At 74.3% G+C, this 18,032-nt stretch carries 16 protein-coding genes; 4 read left to right on the forward strand and 12 right to left on the reverse strand.

Translation table 11 applies throughout. The features are described 5' to 3' along the window. Position 1: 1 nt before the first annotated feature. The 5 genes from HZZ00_RS11875 to HZZ00_RS11895 all read right to left on the reverse strand — a co-directional run bounded on the left by HZZ00_RS11875 (position 2) and on the right by HZZ00_RS11895 (position 5,346). A complete protein-coding gene (locus tag HZZ00_RS11875) occupies positions 2-1,243 on the reverse strand; it encodes a cytochrome P450 (protein ID WP_180332146.1) in 1,242 nt (413 codons plus the stop codon). Between the two features lie 101 nt (positions 1,244-1,344). Then, a complete protein-coding gene (locus HZZ00_RS11880; protein ID WP_180332147.1) occupies positions 1,345-2,736 on the reverse strand; it encodes an NAD(P)/FAD-dependent oxidoreductase in 1,392 nt (463 codons plus the stop codon). Continuing rightward, positions 2,726-2,956, reverse strand: coding sequence for a ferredoxin (locus HZZ00_RS11885; RefSeq protein WP_074991715.1), 231 nt, complete (start codon positions 2,954-2,956; stop codon positions 2,726-2,728). Before HZZ00_RS11885 ends, HZZ00_RS11880 begins: the two co-directional genes overlap by 11 nt. A gap of 159 nt (positions 2,957-3,115) precedes the next feature. After that, the gene (locus HZZ00_RS11890) at positions 3,116-4,807 is read right to left on the reverse strand and encodes a DUF885 domain-containing protein (RefSeq protein WP_180332148.1); all 1,692 of its coding nucleotides are present in this window, start codon (positions 4,805-4,807) and stop codon (positions 3,116-3,118) included. A 53-nt stretch (positions 4,808-4,860) separates the two neighbouring features. Further along, positions 4,861-5,346, reverse strand: a complete 486-nt coding sequence (locus HZZ00_RS11895) for an Lrp/AsnC family transcriptional regulator (RefSeq protein WP_070028223.1) — start codon at positions 5,344-5,346, stop codon at positions 4,861-4,863. A gap of 60 nt (positions 5,347-5,406) precedes the next feature. Here HZZ00_RS11895 and HZZ00_RS11900 point away from each other — a divergent pair, with 60 nt between their 5' ends. Next, positions 5,407-6,606: a PLP-dependent aspartate aminotransferase family protein gene (locus HZZ00_RS11900; RefSeq protein ID WP_180332149.1), complete on the forward strand. Its 1,200-nt coding sequence runs from the start codon at positions 5,407-5,409 to the stop codon at positions 6,604-6,606. Between the two features lie 45 nt (positions 6,607-6,651). On the opposite strand, the gene HZZ00_RS11905 is transcribed toward HZZ00_RS11900, so the two are convergent. The 4 genes from HZZ00_RS11905 to HZZ00_RS11920 all read right to left on the reverse strand — a co-directional run bounded on the left by HZZ00_RS11905 (position 6,652) and on the right by HZZ00_RS11920 (position 11,541). Beyond that, on the reverse strand, positions 6,652-8,010 hold the full coding sequence (locus HZZ00_RS11905) for a GNAT family N-acetyltransferase (protein ID WP_257585754.1): 1,359 nt from the start codon (positions 8,008-8,010) through the stop codon (positions 6,652-6,654). Between the two features lie 248 nt (positions 8,011-8,258). Beyond that, positions 8,259-9,842: an alkaline phosphatase gene (locus HZZ00_RS11910; protein WP_180332151.1), complete on the reverse strand. Its 1,584-nt coding sequence runs from the start codon at positions 9,840-9,842 to the stop codon at positions 8,259-8,261. Positions 9,843-9,953: 111 nt separating this feature from the next. Continuing rightward, positions 9,954-10,787, reverse strand: coding sequence for an alpha/beta fold hydrolase (locus tag HZZ00_RS11915; RefSeq protein WP_180332152.1), 834 nt, complete (start codon positions 10,785-10,787; stop codon positions 9,954-9,956). Positions 10,788-10,887: 100 nt separating this feature from the next. Further along, a complete protein-coding gene (locus HZZ00_RS11920; RefSeq protein WP_180332153.1) occupies positions 10,888-11,541 on the reverse strand; it encodes an NADPH-dependent F420 reductase in 654 nt (217 codons plus the stop codon). A gap of 123 nt (positions 11,542-11,664) precedes the next feature. Between HZZ00_RS11920 and HZZ00_RS11925 the strand changes: the two genes are divergently transcribed. Together HZZ00_RS11925 and HZZ00_RS11930 are read left to right on the forward strand one after the other, a co-directional pair. Then, positions 11,665-12,549: an RNA polymerase sigma-70 factor gene (locus tag HZZ00_RS11925; RefSeq protein WP_180332154.1), complete on the forward strand. Its 885-nt coding sequence runs from the start codon at positions 11,665-11,667 to the stop codon at positions 12,547-12,549. Positions 12,550-12,790: 241 nt separating this feature from the next. Further along, complete coding sequence (locus HZZ00_RS11930) at positions 12,791-13,552, forward strand: GntR family transcriptional regulator (protein WP_180333470.1); 762 nt, start codon at positions 12,791-12,793, stop codon at positions 13,550-13,552. Between the two features lie 378 nt (positions 13,553-13,930). Here the strand turns inward: HZZ00_RS11930 and HZZ00_RS11935 are convergent, their stop codons facing one another. After that, on the reverse strand, positions 13,931-15,088 hold the full coding sequence (locus HZZ00_RS11935; protein ID WP_180332155.1) for an ROK family transcriptional regulator: 1,158 nt from the start codon (positions 15,086-15,088) through the stop codon (positions 13,931-13,933). A 320-nt stretch (positions 15,089-15,408) separates the two neighbouring features. Between HZZ00_RS11935 and HZZ00_RS11940 the strand changes: the two genes are divergently transcribed. Next, positions 15,409-15,714, forward strand: coding sequence for an ABC transporter ATPase (locus tag HZZ00_RS11940; RefSeq protein ID WP_180332156.1), 306 nt, complete (start codon positions 15,409-15,411; stop codon positions 15,712-15,714). A gap of 25 nt (positions 15,715-15,739) precedes the next feature. Here the strand turns inward: HZZ00_RS11940 and mug are convergent, their stop codons facing one another. Together mug and purB are read right to left on the reverse strand one after the other, a co-directional pair. Further along, complete coding sequence (mug, locus tag HZZ00_RS11945) at positions 15,740-16,225, reverse strand: G/U mismatch-specific DNA glycosylase (protein WP_257585755.1); 486 nt, start codon at positions 16,223-16,225, stop codon at positions 15,740-15,742. A 56-nt stretch (positions 16,226-16,281) separates the two neighbouring features. Continuing rightward, positions 16,282-17,724 (reverse strand): adenylosuccinate lyase, encoded by a 1,443-nt coding sequence (gene purB, locus HZZ00_RS11950; RefSeq protein WP_180332157.1) that lies wholly within the window; start codon positions 17,722-17,724, stop codon positions 16,282-16,284. Between the last annotated feature and the right edge of the window lie 308 nt (positions 17,725-18,032).

Raw genomic sequence — 18,032 nt, forward strand, 5'->3', positions numbered from 1 at the left:
CTCAGGGGCGCAGTCCGTCGAAGTCGATCTCCAGGTGCCGCGGCCCGCGCAGCACCGCGTTCTCCCGGTACGGCGGCGGGTCCTGCACCAGGCGCGGGTTCTCCAGCCGCCGGGCCAGCTCGGTCAGCGCGATCTGGGTCTCCAGCCGGGCCAGCGGCGCGCCGAAGCAGATGTGGATGCCGCTGCCGAAGCCGAGGTGCTGGACGTCCTCGCGGTCCGGGTCGAACCGGTCGGGGTCCGCGAACCGCTCCGGGTCCCGGTTGCCCGCGGCCAGCATCAGCCAGATCCGCGACCCCTTGGGGATCGTCACCCCGCGCACCTCGATGTCCGTGATGCAGGTGCGCTGAGGCACCAGCTGGACCGGCGGCTCGTAGCGCAGCAGCTCCTCCACCAGCCGCGGCGCGAGGTCCGGTTCGTGGCGCAGCCGCTCCAGGATCTCCGGGTGGCGCAGCAGTGTGAGCATGCCGTTGGTGATCAGGTTGACGGTCGTCTCATGGCCGGCGATGAGCAGCAGCACGGCCGTGCTGAGCACTTCCATCATCGTCATCGCGCCGTCCGGCCCCCGGCTGTTGACCAGGTCGGACAGCAGATCGTCGCGCGGCTCCTTCGCCCGCTCCTCGACCAGCCCGGCCAGATACATGCCGAGCTGCATCCGGGCCTCGCGGGCCGTCCGCGCGAACTCCCCGTCCCCGCCCTGCCGCGCACCCGGGTCGAGATTCGCCACCAGCGGGTCGACCCAGGTGCGGAAGCGGGGCTCGTCCTCCCGGGGCACGCCGAGCAGCCGGCAGATCACGGTCACCGGGAAGGGATAGGCGAACCGGTCCACCAGATCGATCCGCCGGGCGTCCCCGAAGTCGTCGATCAGCGCGGTGACGATCTCCCGCAGTTCACCGCGCATGCCGTCGATCCGGCGCGGGCGGTGCGGCGGTCCGAAGCCGCTGTTGGCGATGCGCCGCAGCCGGTCGTGCTCGGGCGGGTCGAGCCGCAGGAACGACGGCGGCAGCCCGCCCGTCTCCTCGGAGCCGGCCAGCGGATCGTCCCCGGCGGCGGCCAGGTTCGCCGCGTCCGAGCTGATCCGCGGGTCGTGCAGCAGCGCCTCGATGTCCCAGTAGGAGCTGATGACGTAGGGGCCGCCCTCCTCCTCGTGCAGCACCGGTGTGCGGCGGAGCTCCCGGTACAGCGGGTACGGGTCGGCGCGGCTGGCGAAGTCGGTGATCCGGCGCACGAGCGAGTCTTGCGTCATGAGGAGTCCTCGGAGCGTGGGAGGGGGGCCGGGCGGATGTCGGTGGGGGACCGGCCGAAAGCCGGGGTGCGGGGCCGGGGAAGCCGTGGCGGGCCGGGCCCTCAGTGGTGGGCCGGGTGGAAGACGAGCCGGGTGTCGGCGGGCGAGTAGCCGCTGAGGGTCACCATGGCCGCGTGGGTCGGCAGCGACGGGTCCGGGAAGTCGGCCGGCACCGGCCGCCGTTCCTCGGGACGCCGGTCCAGCGTCGGGTGCTCCACCGGGAACGGCGCGCCCCGCTCGATCTGCCGCTGGTAGAACTCCAGCCACCGGGTGTTGTCGAAGCTCACCGCGGCCACCACCCTGCCCTTGTGGCCGTAGACCCCGACGAACCGGCGCTCGGCCGTCGAGCCCTGCGTGATCATCAGTTCCTCGCCCATCGGGGGCACCCCGACCGACTTGATGTTCACCCCGAACTGCGAGGACCAGAACGCCGGCATCCACAGGTGCGGGCGCCGGTCGGTGCCGTCGCAGATCATGTTGTGCGCGGCCGTCTCCGCCTGCGCCACGGCGTTGCCCCAGTGTTCGAGCGAGAGGAACTGGTACTCGAACAGCGCGTGCGGGGAGCGGGCCACGTCGCCCGCCACGAACACGTCGTCGGTGACGATGCCCCGGAAGTCGAAGGCGCGGCACCCCGCGTCACAGGCGATGCCCCGGGGGCCCGCGCCGAGCCCGGACCCGGCCAGCCACTCGGTGTTGCGCTGCGAGCCCAGCGAGACGACCACCACGTCCGCCTCGACCACGCTCTCGTCGGACAGGTGCACCGCCCGTACCCGGCCGGCCGGATCGCCCTCCAGCGCCGTCACCGTCACCCGGGTGCGCAGATCCACGCCGTGCTCGCGCATCAGCTCCGCGGCGACCGAGCCGATCACCCCGCCGAGGGCGCCCACCAGCGGCGCGCCCGCCCGCTCCGCCACCGTGACGGGGATGCCCCGCTCCCGGCACGCGGAGGCGACCTCGCAGCCGGCGAACCCGGCGCCGATCACGAAGACCCGGCGCGGCCCCGCCCGCAGCCGCCCGGACAGCCTGGCCGCGTCGTCACGGGTGCGCAGCAGGAAGACGCCGTCCAGCCGGGCCTCCGGCTCCTTCGGCCAGGGCCGGGCGCGCACCCCGGTGGCGATCAGCAGCCGGTCGTACTCCACCTCGTCCCCGTCGGCCAGCCGGACCCGTCTGGCCCTCAGGTCCAGCCCGGTGGCCGCCACGCCGAGGCGCCACTTGGCGTCGATCTCGCGGCGCCGGGGTAGCTCGGTGCGGTGCGGGCCGGCCTTGCCGAGCAGCACCGCCTTGGACAGCGGCGGCCGGTCGTAGGGCTCGTACGGCTCGTCGCCGATCAGGGTCAGCTCCCCGGTGAAGCCCTCCGCGCGCAGCGTCTCCGCCGCCCGCAGCCCGGCCAGCGAGGCACCCACGATCACGATCCGGCCCTCGCGCCGCAGCCGGTCCGTTCCGTCAGCGGCCATCGGCGGCCTCCGGACCACGCCGCGACCCGTCCACCCCGTCGGCGGTGATCGCCTGCACGGGGCAGGCGGCCACCGCCCGGGCCAGCCGCTCACGCTGCTCGGGATCGGGTTGCGGGTCGTACACCAGCGACTCCTCGCCGTGCATGGCGAAGACGTCGGGCGCGAGGAACGCGCACTGCGCGTACCCCTGGCACTTGTTGAGATCGACGACGAGCCTCATCGACGCTCCGCCCTTCCGATGGCCAGGGTCCGGTGCACGCGCCCATCGGCCGGCGCGGCGTACCCGGACGGCGGTCTCCCCCCGCTCGCCAGCATGGGCGTGAAGCGGGAGGAGCCGCGCGCCGGGCACGCCGATCGAGTGAGCGGAGCCGGTCCCGGCTCAGAGCGCGGACAGCTCGTCCACCAGGTCGTCCAGGCCGAGGGAGCCCTGGGAGAGGGCCGCCATGTGCCAGGCCTTCAGGTCGAACGCCGCTCCGTGCCGCTGCCGCGCCCGCTCCCGGCCCAGCAGCCAGGCCCGCTCGCCGAGCTTGTAGCCGATCGCCTGGCCCGGGATCGTCAGGTACCGGGTCAGCTCGCTCTCCACGAAGTCCGCGGGGCGGCTGCTGTGCCTGCCGAAGAACTCCTGCGCCAGCTCCGGCGTCCAGCGCTCGCCGGGGTGGAACGGCGAGTCGGCGGGGATCTCCAGCTCCAGGTGCATGCCGATGTCCACGATCACCCGGGCCGCCCGCATCATCTGCGCGTCCAGGTAGCCGAGGCGCTGCTCCGGGTCGGTGAGGTAGCCCAGCTCGTCCATCAGCCGCTCCGCGTACAGCGCCCAGCCCTCGGCGTTGGCGCTGACGATGCCGACCGTCGCCTGGTAGCGGGAGAGGTTCTCGGCCACGTGGGCCCACTGCGCGAGCTGGAGGTGGTGGCCGGGAACACCCTCGTGGTACCAGGTCGAGACGAGGTCGTAGACCGGGAAGCGGGTCTGCCCCATGGTGGGCAGCCAGGTGCGGCCGGGCCGGGAGAAGTCCTCCGACGGGCCCGTGTAATAGGGGGCCGCCGCGCCGCCGGGCGGGGCGATGCGCGACTCCACCTTCCGCACCCGCTCGGCGAGTTCGAAGTGCGTGCCGTCCAGGTCCGCGATGGCCCGGTCCATCAGGCCCTGCAACCAGTCGCGGACCTCGTCCACGCCCTCGATGTGCCGGCCGTGCTCGTCCAGGTGGGCCAGCGCCACCCACGGCGTCTCGGCGCCGGGCAGGATCTTCTCCGCCTCCCGCTCCATCTCGCCGAGGATGCGGTGGAACTCCGACCAGCCGTACGCGTACGCCTCGTCCAGGTCCAGGTCGGTGCCGTTGAAGTAGCGCGACCAGCGGGCGTACCGCTCCCGGCCGACGACGTTCGGGGCACCCTCGATGGCCGGGGCGTACACGTCCCGCAGCCAGTCGCGCAGTTCCACCAGGGCCGCGGTGGCCGAGCGGGCCGCCCCGTCCAGCTCGGTGCGCAGCGCGTCGGGTCCGGCGGCGGCGAACTCCTCGTACCAGCCGCGGCCCTTGCCGTCCGCGTCGATCCACTCGGTGAGCTGGCCGATGAACGTCTCGGTCGGCCGGGGCGCCGCGAACAGCTTCCGGTCCAGGCCCAGTCGCAGGGACTCGCGGTAGCCCGCGAGCGCGCCCGGCACCGCGCGCAGCCGCTCGGCGATGGCCGCCCAGTCCTCCTCGGTGGCGGCCGGCATCACCGTGAAGATGTCGCGCACCGAGTGGCCGGGGGTGTGCATGTTGCCGACCGCGCGCAGGTGTTCGTGCGCCTCGTGCACGGCGAGTTCGGCGGTCAGCCGCTCCCGCAGCAGCCGCCCGCAGCGCCGCTCCACGTCGCTGTCCGCGCCCGGCCGGCGCTCCGCCTCGGCCAGCTTGGCGAGCGTGGTCCGGGCCAGCTCCGCGAGCGCCTCCTGACCGGCCGGGGAGTAGTCGGGCAGCCGGCCCGAACTCTCCGGTACTCCCAGGTAGGTACCGGTGACGGGGTCGAGGGCGATGAGGTCGTCGACGTAGGCGTCGGCGACCTGGCGGGGCAGCGGGCTGTTGGTCTCAGACATGCCGCCCATCCTCGTACGGCGCATGTCCCCGCGTCACCCGCGTGACGGACGATTCAGCTGTCGGCGTTGCCGGGCGGCAGCAGCGGGCCGCACTCCCACTGCTGGAAGATCAACCGGGTCTCCACCCGGGCCACTTCGCGCCGTGCGGTGAACTCGTCCAGCACCAGCCGCTGGAGATCGGCCATGTCCGCGACGGCCACGTGCACCAGGTAGTCGTCCGGGCCGGTGAGGTGGAACACCGTGCGGGCCTCCGGCAGCGCGCGCACCCGCTCCACGAACGGCCCCACCAGTTCCCTGCGGTGCGGGCGGACCTGGACCGACAGCAGCGCCTGCAACCCGCGGCCGATCTTGGCCGGATCCAAGCGCAGCCGGTGGCCGAGGATCACGCCCGAGCGGCGCAGCCGGGTCACCCGGTCCAGACAGGTCGACGGCGCGACACCCACCTGGGCGGCGAGGTCGCGGTAGGTGATCCGGGCGTCGTTCTGCAGCAGCCGCAGCAGCTGGAGGTCCACCGGGTCCAGTACGACGGAATCGGCCATCGGCCGAACATAGCACGGTGTTTCACCCCACAGAACCGCTCGATGTTCACCCTTCCGGCCATGGACACAGCGAGCACGGGTGCCTACGACGACGTACGCCCCGCACCGAGAGCCCTGGCCACCGAGGCCGTGCACGCCGGCCGCGACGATCTCGCCCGGCAGGGGCTGCACGCCCCGCCGATCGACCTGTCCACCACCTACCCCTCCTACGACAGCCGGGGCGAGGCCGCCCGCATCGACGCCTTCGCCGCCGACGGCGCGGACCCGGTGGGACCGCCGGTCTACGGCCGGCTCGGCAATCCGACGGTCGCCCGCTTCGAGACCGCGCTGGCCCGGCTTGAGGGCACCGAGTCCGCGGTCGCCTTCGCCAGCGGCATGGCCGCCCTCAGCGCGGTGCTGCTCGCCAGGTCGGCGACCGGGCTGCGCCATGTCGTCGCGGTCCGGCCCCTGTACGGCTGCTCCGACCACCTGCTCACCGCCGGGCTGCTCGGCACCGAGGTGACCTGGACCGACCCGGCCGGCATCACGGACGCGCTGCGCCCGGACACCGGCCTGGTGATGGTCGAGTCCCCGGCCAACCCGACTCTCGCCGAGCTGGACCTGCGGGCCGTCGCGCACGCCTGCGGCTCGGTGCCGCTGCTCGCCGACAACACCTTCGCCACCCCCGTGCTGCAACGGCCGGCCGAGCAGGGCGCGCGGCTGGTGCTGCACAGCGCGACGAAGTACCTCGGCGGGCACGGCGACGTGCTGGCCGGGGTCGTGGCCTGCGACGAGGAGATGGCGGGCCGGCTGCGGCAGATCCGCTTCGCCACGGGCGGCGTCCTGCACCCGCTCGCCGGCTACCTGCTGCTGCGCGGCCTGTCCACGCTTCCGGTCCGGGTCCGGGCCGCCTCCGCCAACGCCGCGGAACTGGCCCGCCGGCTCTCCGCCGACCCGCGGGTGGCCCGGGTCCGCTATCCGCGCCTCGGCGGCGCCATGATCGCCTTCGAGGTGCACGGCGATCCGCACGAGGTCATCTCCCGGGTGCGCCTCGTCACCCCGGCGGTGAGCCTCGGCAGCGTCGACACCCTCATCCAGCACCCCGCGTCCATCAGCCACCGCATCGTCGCCGCGAACGACCGCCAGGACGCCGGGGTGAGCGACAAGTTGCTCCGGCTGTCGGTCGGGCTGGAGGACGTCGAGGACCTCTGGGCCGACCTGGACGGGGCGCTGGGGCAGCGGGTGCGGACGCCGGTGCCGCTGGGCGAGGCGGTGCGCTGACGGCCGGCGCGGCGTCCGTCCCGGGGCCGGACGCCGCGGGCCGGTTCAGTCCCGGTGGGCCCGGTCGAACGCGGGCCGGGCGGAGGGTTCCGCGGTCAGTCGCGCAGTGATCACCAGCGTGCCCTCCTCCACCTGGTAGTCCAGCGGCAGGCCGAGGCCGCGCATCGCGGCGACCATTCCGGTGTTGGAGGCCTGCGTCACCGCGTACACGCTGTCGCAGTGGGCCTCGCGGGCCATCCCCACCAGCCGGCGCAGCAGCTCCGCGCCGACGCCCCGGCGCTGCCAGTCGTCCTCGACCAGCAGCGCGACCTCCGTCTCGTCGCCGTCCCAGAGCAGATGCCCGAGGCCGACGACGCGCCCGGAGGACGTCTGCGCGGCCAGTGTCCGGCCGAAGCGCGGGCTGAGCAGGTGGTTGAGGTAGCGGTCCGCGTCGCGGACCGGCCCGTGGTAGCGCAGCGACAGCGTGCGGGCCGAGCACCGCTCGTGCATCGCCTTGGCCGCGGCCAGGTCGCCGGTGTCGATCCGCCGTACCGCGATGTCGTTGCCCTCGGGCAGCGTCAGCACGTCCTGCCCGTCCGGGATCCGCGGGCCCAGCCGCGCGTCCAGTTCCACCAGCGCCCGGGCCCGCGCGAACTCGGCCGGGGTGAACGGCAGATACGGCCGCTCCACGGTGAGCACCCCGCCCTCCGGCGACCGCAGCCGGATGACGGTGTCCTCCAGGACACCCTCGGCCGGCACCCGGTGCGTGCCGTCGGCCGCGCGGCCGGGCAGCGAGCGGATCGTGCAGCGGCCGAGCAACTGCCGCAGCGCCAGCGGCAGTTCCGCGGCGTCGACGGCGGTGCGCGCGGCCAGGCCCAGCACCCGCGTCGGCGCGTCCACCAGATCGTGGGCGTCGGCCCGCTCGATGTACGTGGAGGTGCCCCCGGCCGCCGCCACCGCCCGGGTGAGCTCCGTGGCCGACAGCGTTCCGGGCGCGCGCAGCAGGAACTCGTCCACGGTGCCGTCGGCCAGCGGGTGCGTCTGGAGGCTCAGGATGTCCACCCGGTGCCCGGCCAGCGCCCCGCACAGCTCGGCCAGCGAACCCGGCTCGTCCCTGACCGTCGTCCGCATCCGCCACAGGACGCCGGGCCCGGCCGGCCGCGTCTCGGCGGCCGGCCGGGCGCCGGTATCACGGGCGGGCGGGGCATGCCCGTGGCGCCGTGCCCACCAGGTGTGGAAGCCAGCCGTGGCGGCCAGCGCGAGCGCCGAGATGCCCAGCAGGGCCGGGCCGTCGGGACCGTGCCCGACGAGGTTGGCCACCGCGTCGGCCACGGCGACGGCGGTGAAGACCGCGGCGAGCTCCACGAGGTCCCGCCGCCAGTGGTGGACGGGCCGGCCGTGCCGGGCCCGGGTCACATCAGACATATCCGGAGTCATACAGCCACTGTGAAGGAAACGTGTTGCGTGATCACGAACTGTTTGTGACCGTCAGGTAAAGCATGCTCCGCCCGATTTGTTTGACTTTCTACGGTCGCTGCCCGCGCCCCCGCGGGGGCCGGCGCGCCCGGCGGAGCGGGAAAGCGGCGACCGGCTCGACGGTGCCGCGCGCCGGGGGATGACGCCGGCGCGCGACATGGCTCGAAGCGTACGGGAAGCGGGGGAGCGGGGGTCGATTACTGGCCGACCCGGCCCGGTTGCAGGGTCCGGGTGAACAGCACGGTGCCGTCGTACTCCCGCAGCCGTACCGTCAGTTCGCCGCTCGCGCCGTCGATGTCGACCTCGCCGAAGAACTGGTAGCCCTCGGCCGGCGACACGTTGGAGACGGCGGGCGCCTTGACGAACACCCGGTCCGGGCCGAACGTGCCGTCCAGAGCGCTGGCCGGGAACGCCCCGGCGTTGAGCGGCCCGGAGACGAACTCCCAGAACGGCTCGAAGTCCTTGAACGCGGCCCGCGACGGGTCGTAGTGCTGCGCCGAGGTGTGGTGCACGTCGGCGGTCAGCCACACCGTGCCGGTGATCCGCCGGTGCTTGATGAACCGCAGCAGTTCGGCGATCTGGAGTTCCCGCCCGAGCGGCGCGCCCGGGTCGCCCTGCGCGACCGCCTCGAAGTTCGGCCTGCCCTCCACCGGGTCCGGCACCACCAGGCCCAGCGGCATGTCGTTCGCGATCACCTTCCACACCGCGCGGGAGGCGGCCAGCTCCCGCTTGAGCCACTCCAGTTGCTCGCGGCCGAGGATGCCGACGGGGTCGGTGGTCTGGTCGTCGGGGGAGTTGGCGCTGCGGTAGGTGCGCATGTCCAGCACGAAGACGTCGAGCAGCGGGCCGTGGTGCAGGGTGCGGTAGATCCGGCCGTCGGCGCGGGCGCCCAGCGTGGAGACGGGGAAGTACTCGGCGAAGGCCCGGCGGGAGTTGCGCGCCAGGTCGTCCAGGCGGGTGCCGGCCGGGTAGGGGGTGCCGCCGCCGATCACCTCGCCCGGGTACCAGTTGTTGCGGACCTCGTGGTCGTCCCACTGGATGATGCCGGGCACCTGGGCGTTGAACCGGCGCAGCGCGCCGTCCAGCAGGTTGTAGCGGAAGTTGCCCCGGTAGTCGTCCAGGGTGATCGCCACGTGCGACTTCGCCTCGGTGGTGAGGTTGCGGTAGACGCTCCCGTCGGGCAGGGCGGCGGTCGCGGAGATCGGCCCGTCGGCGTAGATGTTGTCACCGCTGCACAGGAAGAAGTCCGGATCGGTCCTCGCCATGGCGTCGAAGATGCGGTAGCCGCCGATCGACTCGTTGATGCCCCAGCCCTGCCCGGCCAGGTCCCCGGACCAGACGAACCGCACCCCCTGGCGCCGCTTGGCGGGCGCGGTGCGGAAGGTGCCGGTCACCGGCTCGCCGGTACGGCGCGGGTCGTCGGGGTCGGCGAGCAGCACCCGGTAGTGGATCTGCTCCCCGGAGGGCAGGCCGTGCAGCCGGGTGGTGCCGGTGAAGTCGCTGCCCGCGCCGAGCAGCGGGCCCGTGAAGCGGCGCGGGTTGCGGAACGACTCGGTCGCCGCGGTCTCCACGACCATCCGGGCCGGCCGGTCCGCCCGCACCCACACCAGGCCCGAGTCGGTGGTGACGTCACCGGCCTGGACGCCCCAGTCGGCCCGGGGCCGTCCGGACCGGGCGAACGCCGGGGCCGCGCCGAGCCCCGCGGGCAGGGCGAGCGCCGCCGACGCGGCGAGGGAGCCGCGCAGAACGCCGCGGCGACCGGGGAGCGGACGGTGGGACATGGCTGAGCCTCCAGTGGCGGGATCCGGCCGGTGTGCACAGCCACACCTACTGCCGCCGCGAGGCGCGCACGCGAACCCCGGGTGAACAACCGTCCGCCCGCTGCGGGGACCTCAGTCCCGGCTGCCGTCCAGCAGCACCCGCGCCACCAGCGCCGGATCGTCGTTCATCGGGCAGTGTCCGCAGCCGGGCAGGCGGATCAGCCGGGCGTGCGGGATGGTCTGCTTGGCCCGGATGCCCTGGCGGCGGATCAGGATGCGGTCCCTGGTGCCCCACGCCACCGTCACCGGCAGGCCGGGGACGTCGTCGGTGAAGCGGACGGCGGCGCCGGCCCGCAAGGTCGCCTCGAACCCGGTCGCCTCGACCAACGCCCGGGTCTCCGCGACCACCGCCTCGGGGCGCCGGCGGGCGGGGCGGGCGTAGATGGTGCTGGTCAGCGCGGTGCGGCCGGCGGCGCTGCGGCTCAGCCGGGTCACCAGGGGCAGCGGGAGCCGCTGGGCTATGCCGCGCATCGCGAGCAGTGTCGCGAAGGCGTACCGCCGCTCGCCCTGGGTCCAGAACCCGGCCGGGGAGAGGGCGGTGACGGACCGTACGAGCTTCTCGCGGCCCAGCTCCAGGGCGAGCAGTCCGCCCAGCGAGTTGCCGGCCACGTGCGGGCGGTCCAGGTCCAGCGCCCCGAACAGGGCGGCCAGCACGGTGTTGGTGGTGGGCAGGTCGTAGGCCAGGCCGTCCGGCAGGGCGGGGGAGGCGCCGAAGCCCGGCAGGTCGACGGCGATCACCTCGCGCTCGGTGGCGAGGATGTCCACGACCGGGTCCCACGCCTGCCGGTGATGGCCGATGCCGTGCAGCAGCACCAGCGGCTCGCCGCGCCCCACGCGTGTGTAGGAGACGGTCACGTCCTCGGGGCCGCGCGGGGTCGGGACGGAAAAGGAGACGGTGGCGGACATGGGGTGCTCCTCGGCTGGACTGCTCACGAACGGACGCCGTGCACAGCTTGGCAGCGATTGCTACCGACGGGTAGCCCCCGGAGGCGCACCGATCCGCCCGTCAACCGGCGCGCCGCACCTCGATGTTGAAGTCCTCGTGCCCGAACGCCCGCGCCATCTGGAGCCGGAGCGGCACATACATCTCCAACGCCCGTGCCGCCGCGATGCCGCCCAGGTCGAGCACCCGCGCGGCCGGCCACCCCAAGTCCCCGAGCAGCGCCCGCGTCCGCTCCTTGGCGGTCGCACTCTCCCCGCACACGAACAGATGGTGCTCGCCCGGCACCCGCCCCGGGTCCGTCATCACCCTGAAGTCGACCGTGTTCAGGGCCTTCACCACACGCGCCCCGGGGAAGGCCCGCTGGATCCGCTCGCCCAGGCTGTCCGAGTCCACCGGGTCCAGCCGCGGCAGCCCGCCCTCGAACGACAGCGGATTGCACACGTCGACCAGCACCTTGCCGTTCAGGTGCGCGGCGCCCGCCGCCCGCAGCGCGTCCAGCGCCACCTGTCCGCTCACCGCGTTGATCACCAGCTCGGCCGCCTCCGCCGCGTCCGCGAACGTCCCGGCGCGCGCCCGGCTCGCCGACGCGGTGGCCCACTCCCGCGCCACCGGGTTGTCCGCGGTGCGCGAGCCCAGCGTCACCTCGTGCCCCAGCTCCACCAGCCGTCCGGCCAGCGTCCGGCCCACCTCGCCCGTGCCCAGCACCCCGTACCGCAAGGGCCACCTCCCGTCACCCGGCCGCCGGCCCCGGCGGCCCGCGCGGTCATTGTGGTCCGGGGTGAGCGCGCGGGGTCCGATTCCGGCTGGACAGGCCATGCGCGTGTCGGATGGGATGAGGACATGACCGCCGACCCCGCGACCGACGTCTTCGAGGAGCACCGGCCCCTGCTCACCGGGGTCGCCTACCGCATGCTCGGCCGTGTCGCCGACGCCGAGGACGTGGTCCAGGACGCCTGGCTGCGCTGGTCCCGCGCCGACCACGCGGAGATCCGAGAGCCGCGCGCCTACCTGGTGCGCATCACCACCCGGCTGGCCATCGACCGGCTCCGCCTCGCACAGTCGCGCGCCGAGTCGTACGTCGGGCCGTGGCTGCCGGAACCCTGTCTCACCGAGTACGGCGACACCGCCCCCGACGCCGCCGACCGCGCCGTCCTCGCCGACAGCGTCTCCCTGGCCGTACTGGTCGTCCTGGAGTCGCTGTCCCCGCTGGAGCGGGCCGTGTTCGTGCTGCGGGAGGCATTCGGCTTCCCGTACGCGGACATCGCGGAGCTGCTCGACCGGGGCGAACCGGCGGTCCGGCAGCTCGCCGGGCGGGCGCGCCGGCACGTGGAGGAGCGGCGCCCGCGCTACGACGTCGACCCGGCCCAGCGGCGCGAGCTGACGGAGCGTTTCCTGATCGCCGCGTCCGGGGGCGACCTGGACGGGCTGATGTCGGTGCTCGACCCGGACGTCCGCCTGGTCGCCGACGGCGGCGGCAAGGTCAGGTCGGCCCTGCGCATCCTGCACAGCGCCGACAAGGTGGCCCGTTTCCTGGCCGCCGTCACGCCCGAGGCCGGCCCGGATCTGACCGTGCGGGCGCTGGAGGTCAACGGCGGCCCCGCCGCGCTGGTCCTGTCCGACGGCAAGCCGGACACCCTCTTCCAGCTCGACGTCGTGGACGGCCGGGTGACGTCCGTGTACATCCAGCGCAACCCCGACAAGCTGCGCCGTCTGGCCGGCCGCTGAGCCGTCCGCACGGCACCGGGCCCCCGTCGCGCGACGGGGGCTTTGCCGCGATGTCACCCGCATCACCTCGTGCGAACGCCTCGTGAACGCTCCGCGGCGCCGTGCCCCGGCGTTCCCGCGGCGATGAAGGATTGGTCTTGACCAAGGGTGTCGGCCGTCCTATGGTCGCAGAGAAGTGCAACAACCTTTAATAAACAAGGGCGCTAAAAACCGCCGGATGACGGCTCTTGCGGAGGACAGGGTGGGGACCACGCAGCTGGATTCGGTGCAGGAACCGAAGTACTGGCATCTCAAGACCGTGCTCAGCGAGGCACTGGACTCGGAGTTCTCGGTCGGCGAGATCCTGCCCAACGAGCGCGACCTGGCGGCCCGCTTCGGCGTGGCCCGGGCGACGCTCCGTCAGGCCCTCGAACAGCTGGAGCTGGAAGGCCGGTTGCAGCGCCGCCGCGGCGTCGGCACCACCGTCGCGCCGCCGCGCGTGGGCGTGGCCGTCGGCGGCGAGCAGCACGCCTGGCCGGGCGGGTCCGGGGACGCCTGGCAGGCCTCCGACTGCGTCCAGCAGGTGCCGCCCGCGGCCGTCGCCGCGGCCCTCGGAACCGCTGCGGACGAGCCCGTGCACACCGTGCGCCGCTCCCGTACCTCGGGCGGCCAGCGGGTCGCCACCGAACTGCTGTACATCCCGGCCGCCTCGGTGCCCGGCCTCACCGCGATCGACGCGCCCTCCGGCCCGGCCCGCGCCCGCACCGTGCTGCGGGAGCTGCACCGCCTGGAGCCGGAGGGCCAGGACCGCGCCGTCGAACTGGGCTCGGCCCGTGCGGACGACGCCCGCGAACTCGACCGGCTGCCCGGCTCCCCGGTGCTCGTCGTCACCACCCGCTTCACCGCCGAGGGCCGCACCGCCGCCCTCTCCGTGGCGACCTACCGCGCCGACACCTGCCGGCTGACGTTCGGCGACACGGCCGGCGTGGAGATCCACCACGACCCGGAGCGGCGGGCCTCCTGACCGGCCGCCGGTGGCGCTCCCGGCGCGCCGGCGACCACGCACCGCGAAGAGGCGGGCCCGGGCCGCCCTGCCGGCCCCCGACCCGCGCGGCCGGGCTCACCGCCGAGGGCTGCCCGGCCCCTACGGCATCGCCGCGCACGCCGACGACACGACCGCCGTCGTCGGGGAACCGGTACGGGCCCCCGTGCTGCCGGCCGGCCGCTCCATGGGCGCCTTCACCGCCGCCCTGACCACCGCGCGCCGTCCAAACCTGCCCTGGCGCTGCTCCTGCCCGCCCGGCCGCGGCAGCCGGCGGTCCCGCTCGCCAGGCCGAACCACCCACCCGTACAGGGGATTTCACGCATCCCTGCCGTGGCACCACAAGGGGGCCCCGACCGGTCAGCGGCGCGCCGTGACCGTGCCCGCCACCGCGAACAGCTGCTCCTCCACATGGTCCAGGGCCAGCCGCAGCGCGCCCGTCGGCACGGCCGCCTCACCCAGCGCCGACAGCGCAACCCGGGGAGGCCGCAGGCAGTAGCGGGCGAGTTCACGGCGCAGCGGCTCCAGCACACCGTCCAGGCCGGCCGCCCAGCCGCCGATCACGACCAGCTCCGGATCGAGCGCCAGCACCAGCGCGGCCACATCGTGCACCAGCCGCTGGACGAACCGCTCCTCGGCCGCCCGTGCCCGCAGATCGCCCTGGCGGGCCAGCGCGAACACCTCGGCCACCGCCTGCTCGTCCAGCGGGTGCAACGGCTCGTCGGTGGTGGACAGCAGCGTCTCCGGGGTGGCCTCCCGGCCCAGCAGGTGCAACGCGCCGATCTCCCCGGCCGCCCCGCCGAAGCCCCGGTGCAGCCGCCCCCCGATCAGCGCGCCCGCCCCCGGGCTCAGCCCGGCCAGCACGAACACCACGTCGTCGGTGCCGTCCGCCGCGCCCTTCCAGTGCTCGGCGACGGCCGCCGCGTTGGCGTCGTTCTCCACCAGCACCGGGCACTTGAACGAACGGCTCAGCCGCTCACCGAGGTTGAGCCCCGTCCACTGCGGCAGCGCGGTCCCCAGCCGCACCGTGCCGTCGGCCGCCACGATGCCCGGCGTGCCCACACCCACCGCGCGCAGCGAGTCACGGGGGACCCCGCAGCGCCGCAGCAGCTCGGCGACCGCGCCGCGCAGCCGGTCCAGACGCTCGTCCGCCGAAGCGGTCTCCCCGACCTTCTTGGACTGTCCGCCCAGCACCCGGCCGTCCAGGTCGGACAGGAGCGCGGCGACCCGGTGCGCCCCGACCTCCAGGCCCAGCAGATGCCCGGCCTCCGCCCGGAACCGGAACCGGCGGGCCGGGCGCCCCTGCCGGCGCGCGATGCCCTCGTCGGCGGCCCGCTCCACCACGAGCCCCGCCTCCATCAGCCCCTCGACCACACCCTCGACGGTGGGCCGGGACAGCCCGGTGACCCGGGCGACCTCGGTGAGCGTCGCGCAGTCCGCGGCACGCAGCGCGTGCAGCACCACCGCCGAGTTGATCCTCCGCAGCAGCGAGGGATCGCCGCCGGTCAGCTGCCCCACCGTCCGTCCTCCCAGCTCGCGGGCGTATTGGCCGGATCGTACTCGTCCGGCCCCATCCCGGGCGAGCGCCGGACGGAGCCGGGAGGGGAACACCGGGACGGCCGGTGCGACCCCCGGGGCCCGCCAGGGCCCTTCTTCCGCGTCGGGCCGGAGCGGCACGCGCCGCGGGTCCGGCGGGTCATGGGCTCGCGCATCGAGGGCCTGCGCCCCGCCTGGCGGCCGGGGTGCGGGGCAACTCCCTGCATACTGGAGGGCGTTGGAAGCGCGAAGTGCGGGCCGGTGCCCCGCGGGACGGCGGGAACCGGGTTCAGGGGGCCGGCATGGACTTGTCCGCGGAAGCCGCCGAGGCGGCACGACGCGCCCACGCGTGGGCGGTGCACGTGGACGGGCAGACGACGGGCTCGGGCCGCGACGTGGCGCGGGCGCGGGCCCGTCTGTGGGCACTGGTGGCACAGGCGTGCACGGCCGTTGCCGCGGCCCCGTCCCCCCGTGCCGTCCAGGCGGCGGGCCGGGCGCTCGACGCGGCGCGGCGGCAGGAACGGGCCGGGGACTTCGCGGATCTGCAGGACCAGGCCTGGACGTGGGCCGAGGTGGCCCTGGCCTGCGCTGCCACCGGCGCCGAGTAGCCGCCCCGGACCGGCCGGCGAGGGCCTAGTGCGCGGCCACCCGCAACCTCGCGAACTCCTCCGCCATCGTCGCCGCCGTCCAATGGGCGTTCAGCCCGCTGGGGTTGGGCAGGACCCAGATGCGGGTGCCGCCGATGGTCCGTTCCTGGGGGCCCACTCGCGCGGTGCGGTCGGCGAAGGCGGCGCGGTAGGCGGTGACGCCGACCACCGCCAGCCAGCCCGGCTCCAGGCGTCGTACCTTCTCGGTCAGCAGCCGGCCGCCCTCGGCGTACTCCGCGGCGGTCAGCTCGTCCGCGCGGGCGGTGGCGCGGGCCACGACATTGGTGATGCCGAGGCCGTACGACAGCAGCTCCTCCTGCTCGGCCGGCTTCAGCTGCCTCGGGGTGAAGCCGGACAGGTGCAGCACCGGCCAGAACCGGTTGCCGGGGCGGGCGAAGTGGTGGCCGGTGGCCGCCGTCAGCAGGCCGGGATTGATGCCGCAGAAGAGCACCCGCAGGCCGCCCGCGACCACGTCCGGAACGAGACGGTCGCGGGCGGCCTCCAGGTCCGCCTTGGTGAAACGCGGGGTCAGAGGATCGCTCCCGGGGTGTAGCCGGCGGCCTGCGGGTGCTGCTTGACGATCTCCTCGATCCGGTCGGCGACCTGGGCGACCTGGTCGGCCGCCGCGCCCGTGAAGGACAGCTTGTCGGCCATCAGCGCCGCCAGCTGCTCGCGGTCCAGCGGCAGCCGCTCGTCGGCGGCGAGCTTGTCGAGCAGGTCGTTGCGCTCGGCGCCCTGCTCCCGCATGGCGAGCGCGGTGGCGACGGCGTTCTCCTTGATCGCCTCGTGCGCCACCTCGCGGCCGACCCCGGCGCGCACCGCGCCCATCAGGACCTTGGTGGTGGCGAGGAACGGCAGGTAGCGGTCCAGCTCGCGGGCGACGACCGCCGGGAAGGCACCGAACTCGTCGAGGACGGTGAGGAAGGTCTCCAGCAGGCCGTCCAGCGCGAAGAACGCGTCCGGCAGCGCGACACGGCGCACCACCGAGCAGGAGACGTCGCCCTCGTTCCACTGGTCGCCCGCCAGCTCGCCGGTCATCGAGGCGTAGCCGCGCAGGATCACCATCAGGCCGTTGACGCGCTCGCAGGAGCGGGTGTTCATCTTGTGCGGCATCGCCGAGGAGCCGACCTGGCCGGGCTTGAAGCCCTCGGTGACCAGCTCGTGGCCGGCCATCAGCCGGATCGTCTTGGCCAGCGAGGACGGCGCCGCCGCCAGCTGCACCAGCGCGGTGACCACCTCGTAGTCCAGCGAGCGCGGGTAGACCTGCCCGACCGAGGTGAACGCCTGCGAGAAGCCCAGGTGGGCGGCGATCCGTTGCTCCAGCTCGGCCAGCTTCGCCGCGTCGCCGCCCAGCAGGTCCAGCATGTCCTGCGCGGTGCCGACCGGGCCCTTGATGCCGCGCAGCGGGTAGCGGGTGAGCAGTTCCTCGACCCGGCCGTACGCCACGAGCAGCTCGTCGGCGGCGGTCGCGAAGCGCTTGCCGAGGGTGGTGGCCTGCGCGGCCACGTTGTGCGAGCGGCCGGCCATGACCAGCTCGGCGTACTCGCCGGCCAGCTTGCCCAGACGGGCGAGGACGGCCACCGTGCGGTCGCGCATCAGCTCCAGGGAGAGCCGGATCTGGAGCTGCTCGACGTTCTCCGTGAGGTCACGGGAGGTCATGCCCTTGTGCACGTGCTCGTGGCCGGCGAGGGCGTTGAACTCCTCGATCCGCGCCTTCACGTCGTGCCGGGTGACCTTCTCGCGCTCCGCGATGGAGGCCAGGTCGACGGTGTCGAGGACACGCTCGTAGTCGGCGATCGCCTCGTCGGGCACCTCGATGCCGAGGTCCTTCTGGGCCCGCAGCACGGCGAGCCAGAGCTGCCGCTCCAGCTTCACCTTCTGCTCGGGCGACCAGAGCGTGGCGAGCTCGGTGGAGGCGTAGCGTCCGGCGAGGACGTTCGGGATGCGGGGCTTGGCGGGCGCTGAAGTCACGTAACCGGAGTTTACCTGCCGTCCAGGGGCCCTCCGGACTGTCCATGCGGTCCACGAAGCCCAGGTGAGACCGCACGGTACCGGCGCTTCTCGGCAGGTCTGTGAGACGAGTGTGAGACAGCGCCCGCTCGGCGACTCGACTGCCTGGCCCCCTGCTTCGGCCGCCCGCCCTGGCGAGCGCGGCGCTCGGCGCGTTCCTGCTCGGCCTTCCGCCGCCCTGATCGCCGCGTTCGCCGCCGGCGCCCGGTGACGAACCCGAACGACACGGCCCGCACCGCGCTGGCCGTCCCCCCGGCTGGCACCTCGTC

This window comes from Streptomyces sp. NEAU-sy36, from assembly GCF_013423905.1.
In the GTDB taxonomy this organism is placed as follows: Bacteria; Actinomycetota; Actinomycetes; order Streptomycetales; family Streptomycetaceae; genus Streptomyces; species Streptomyces misionensis.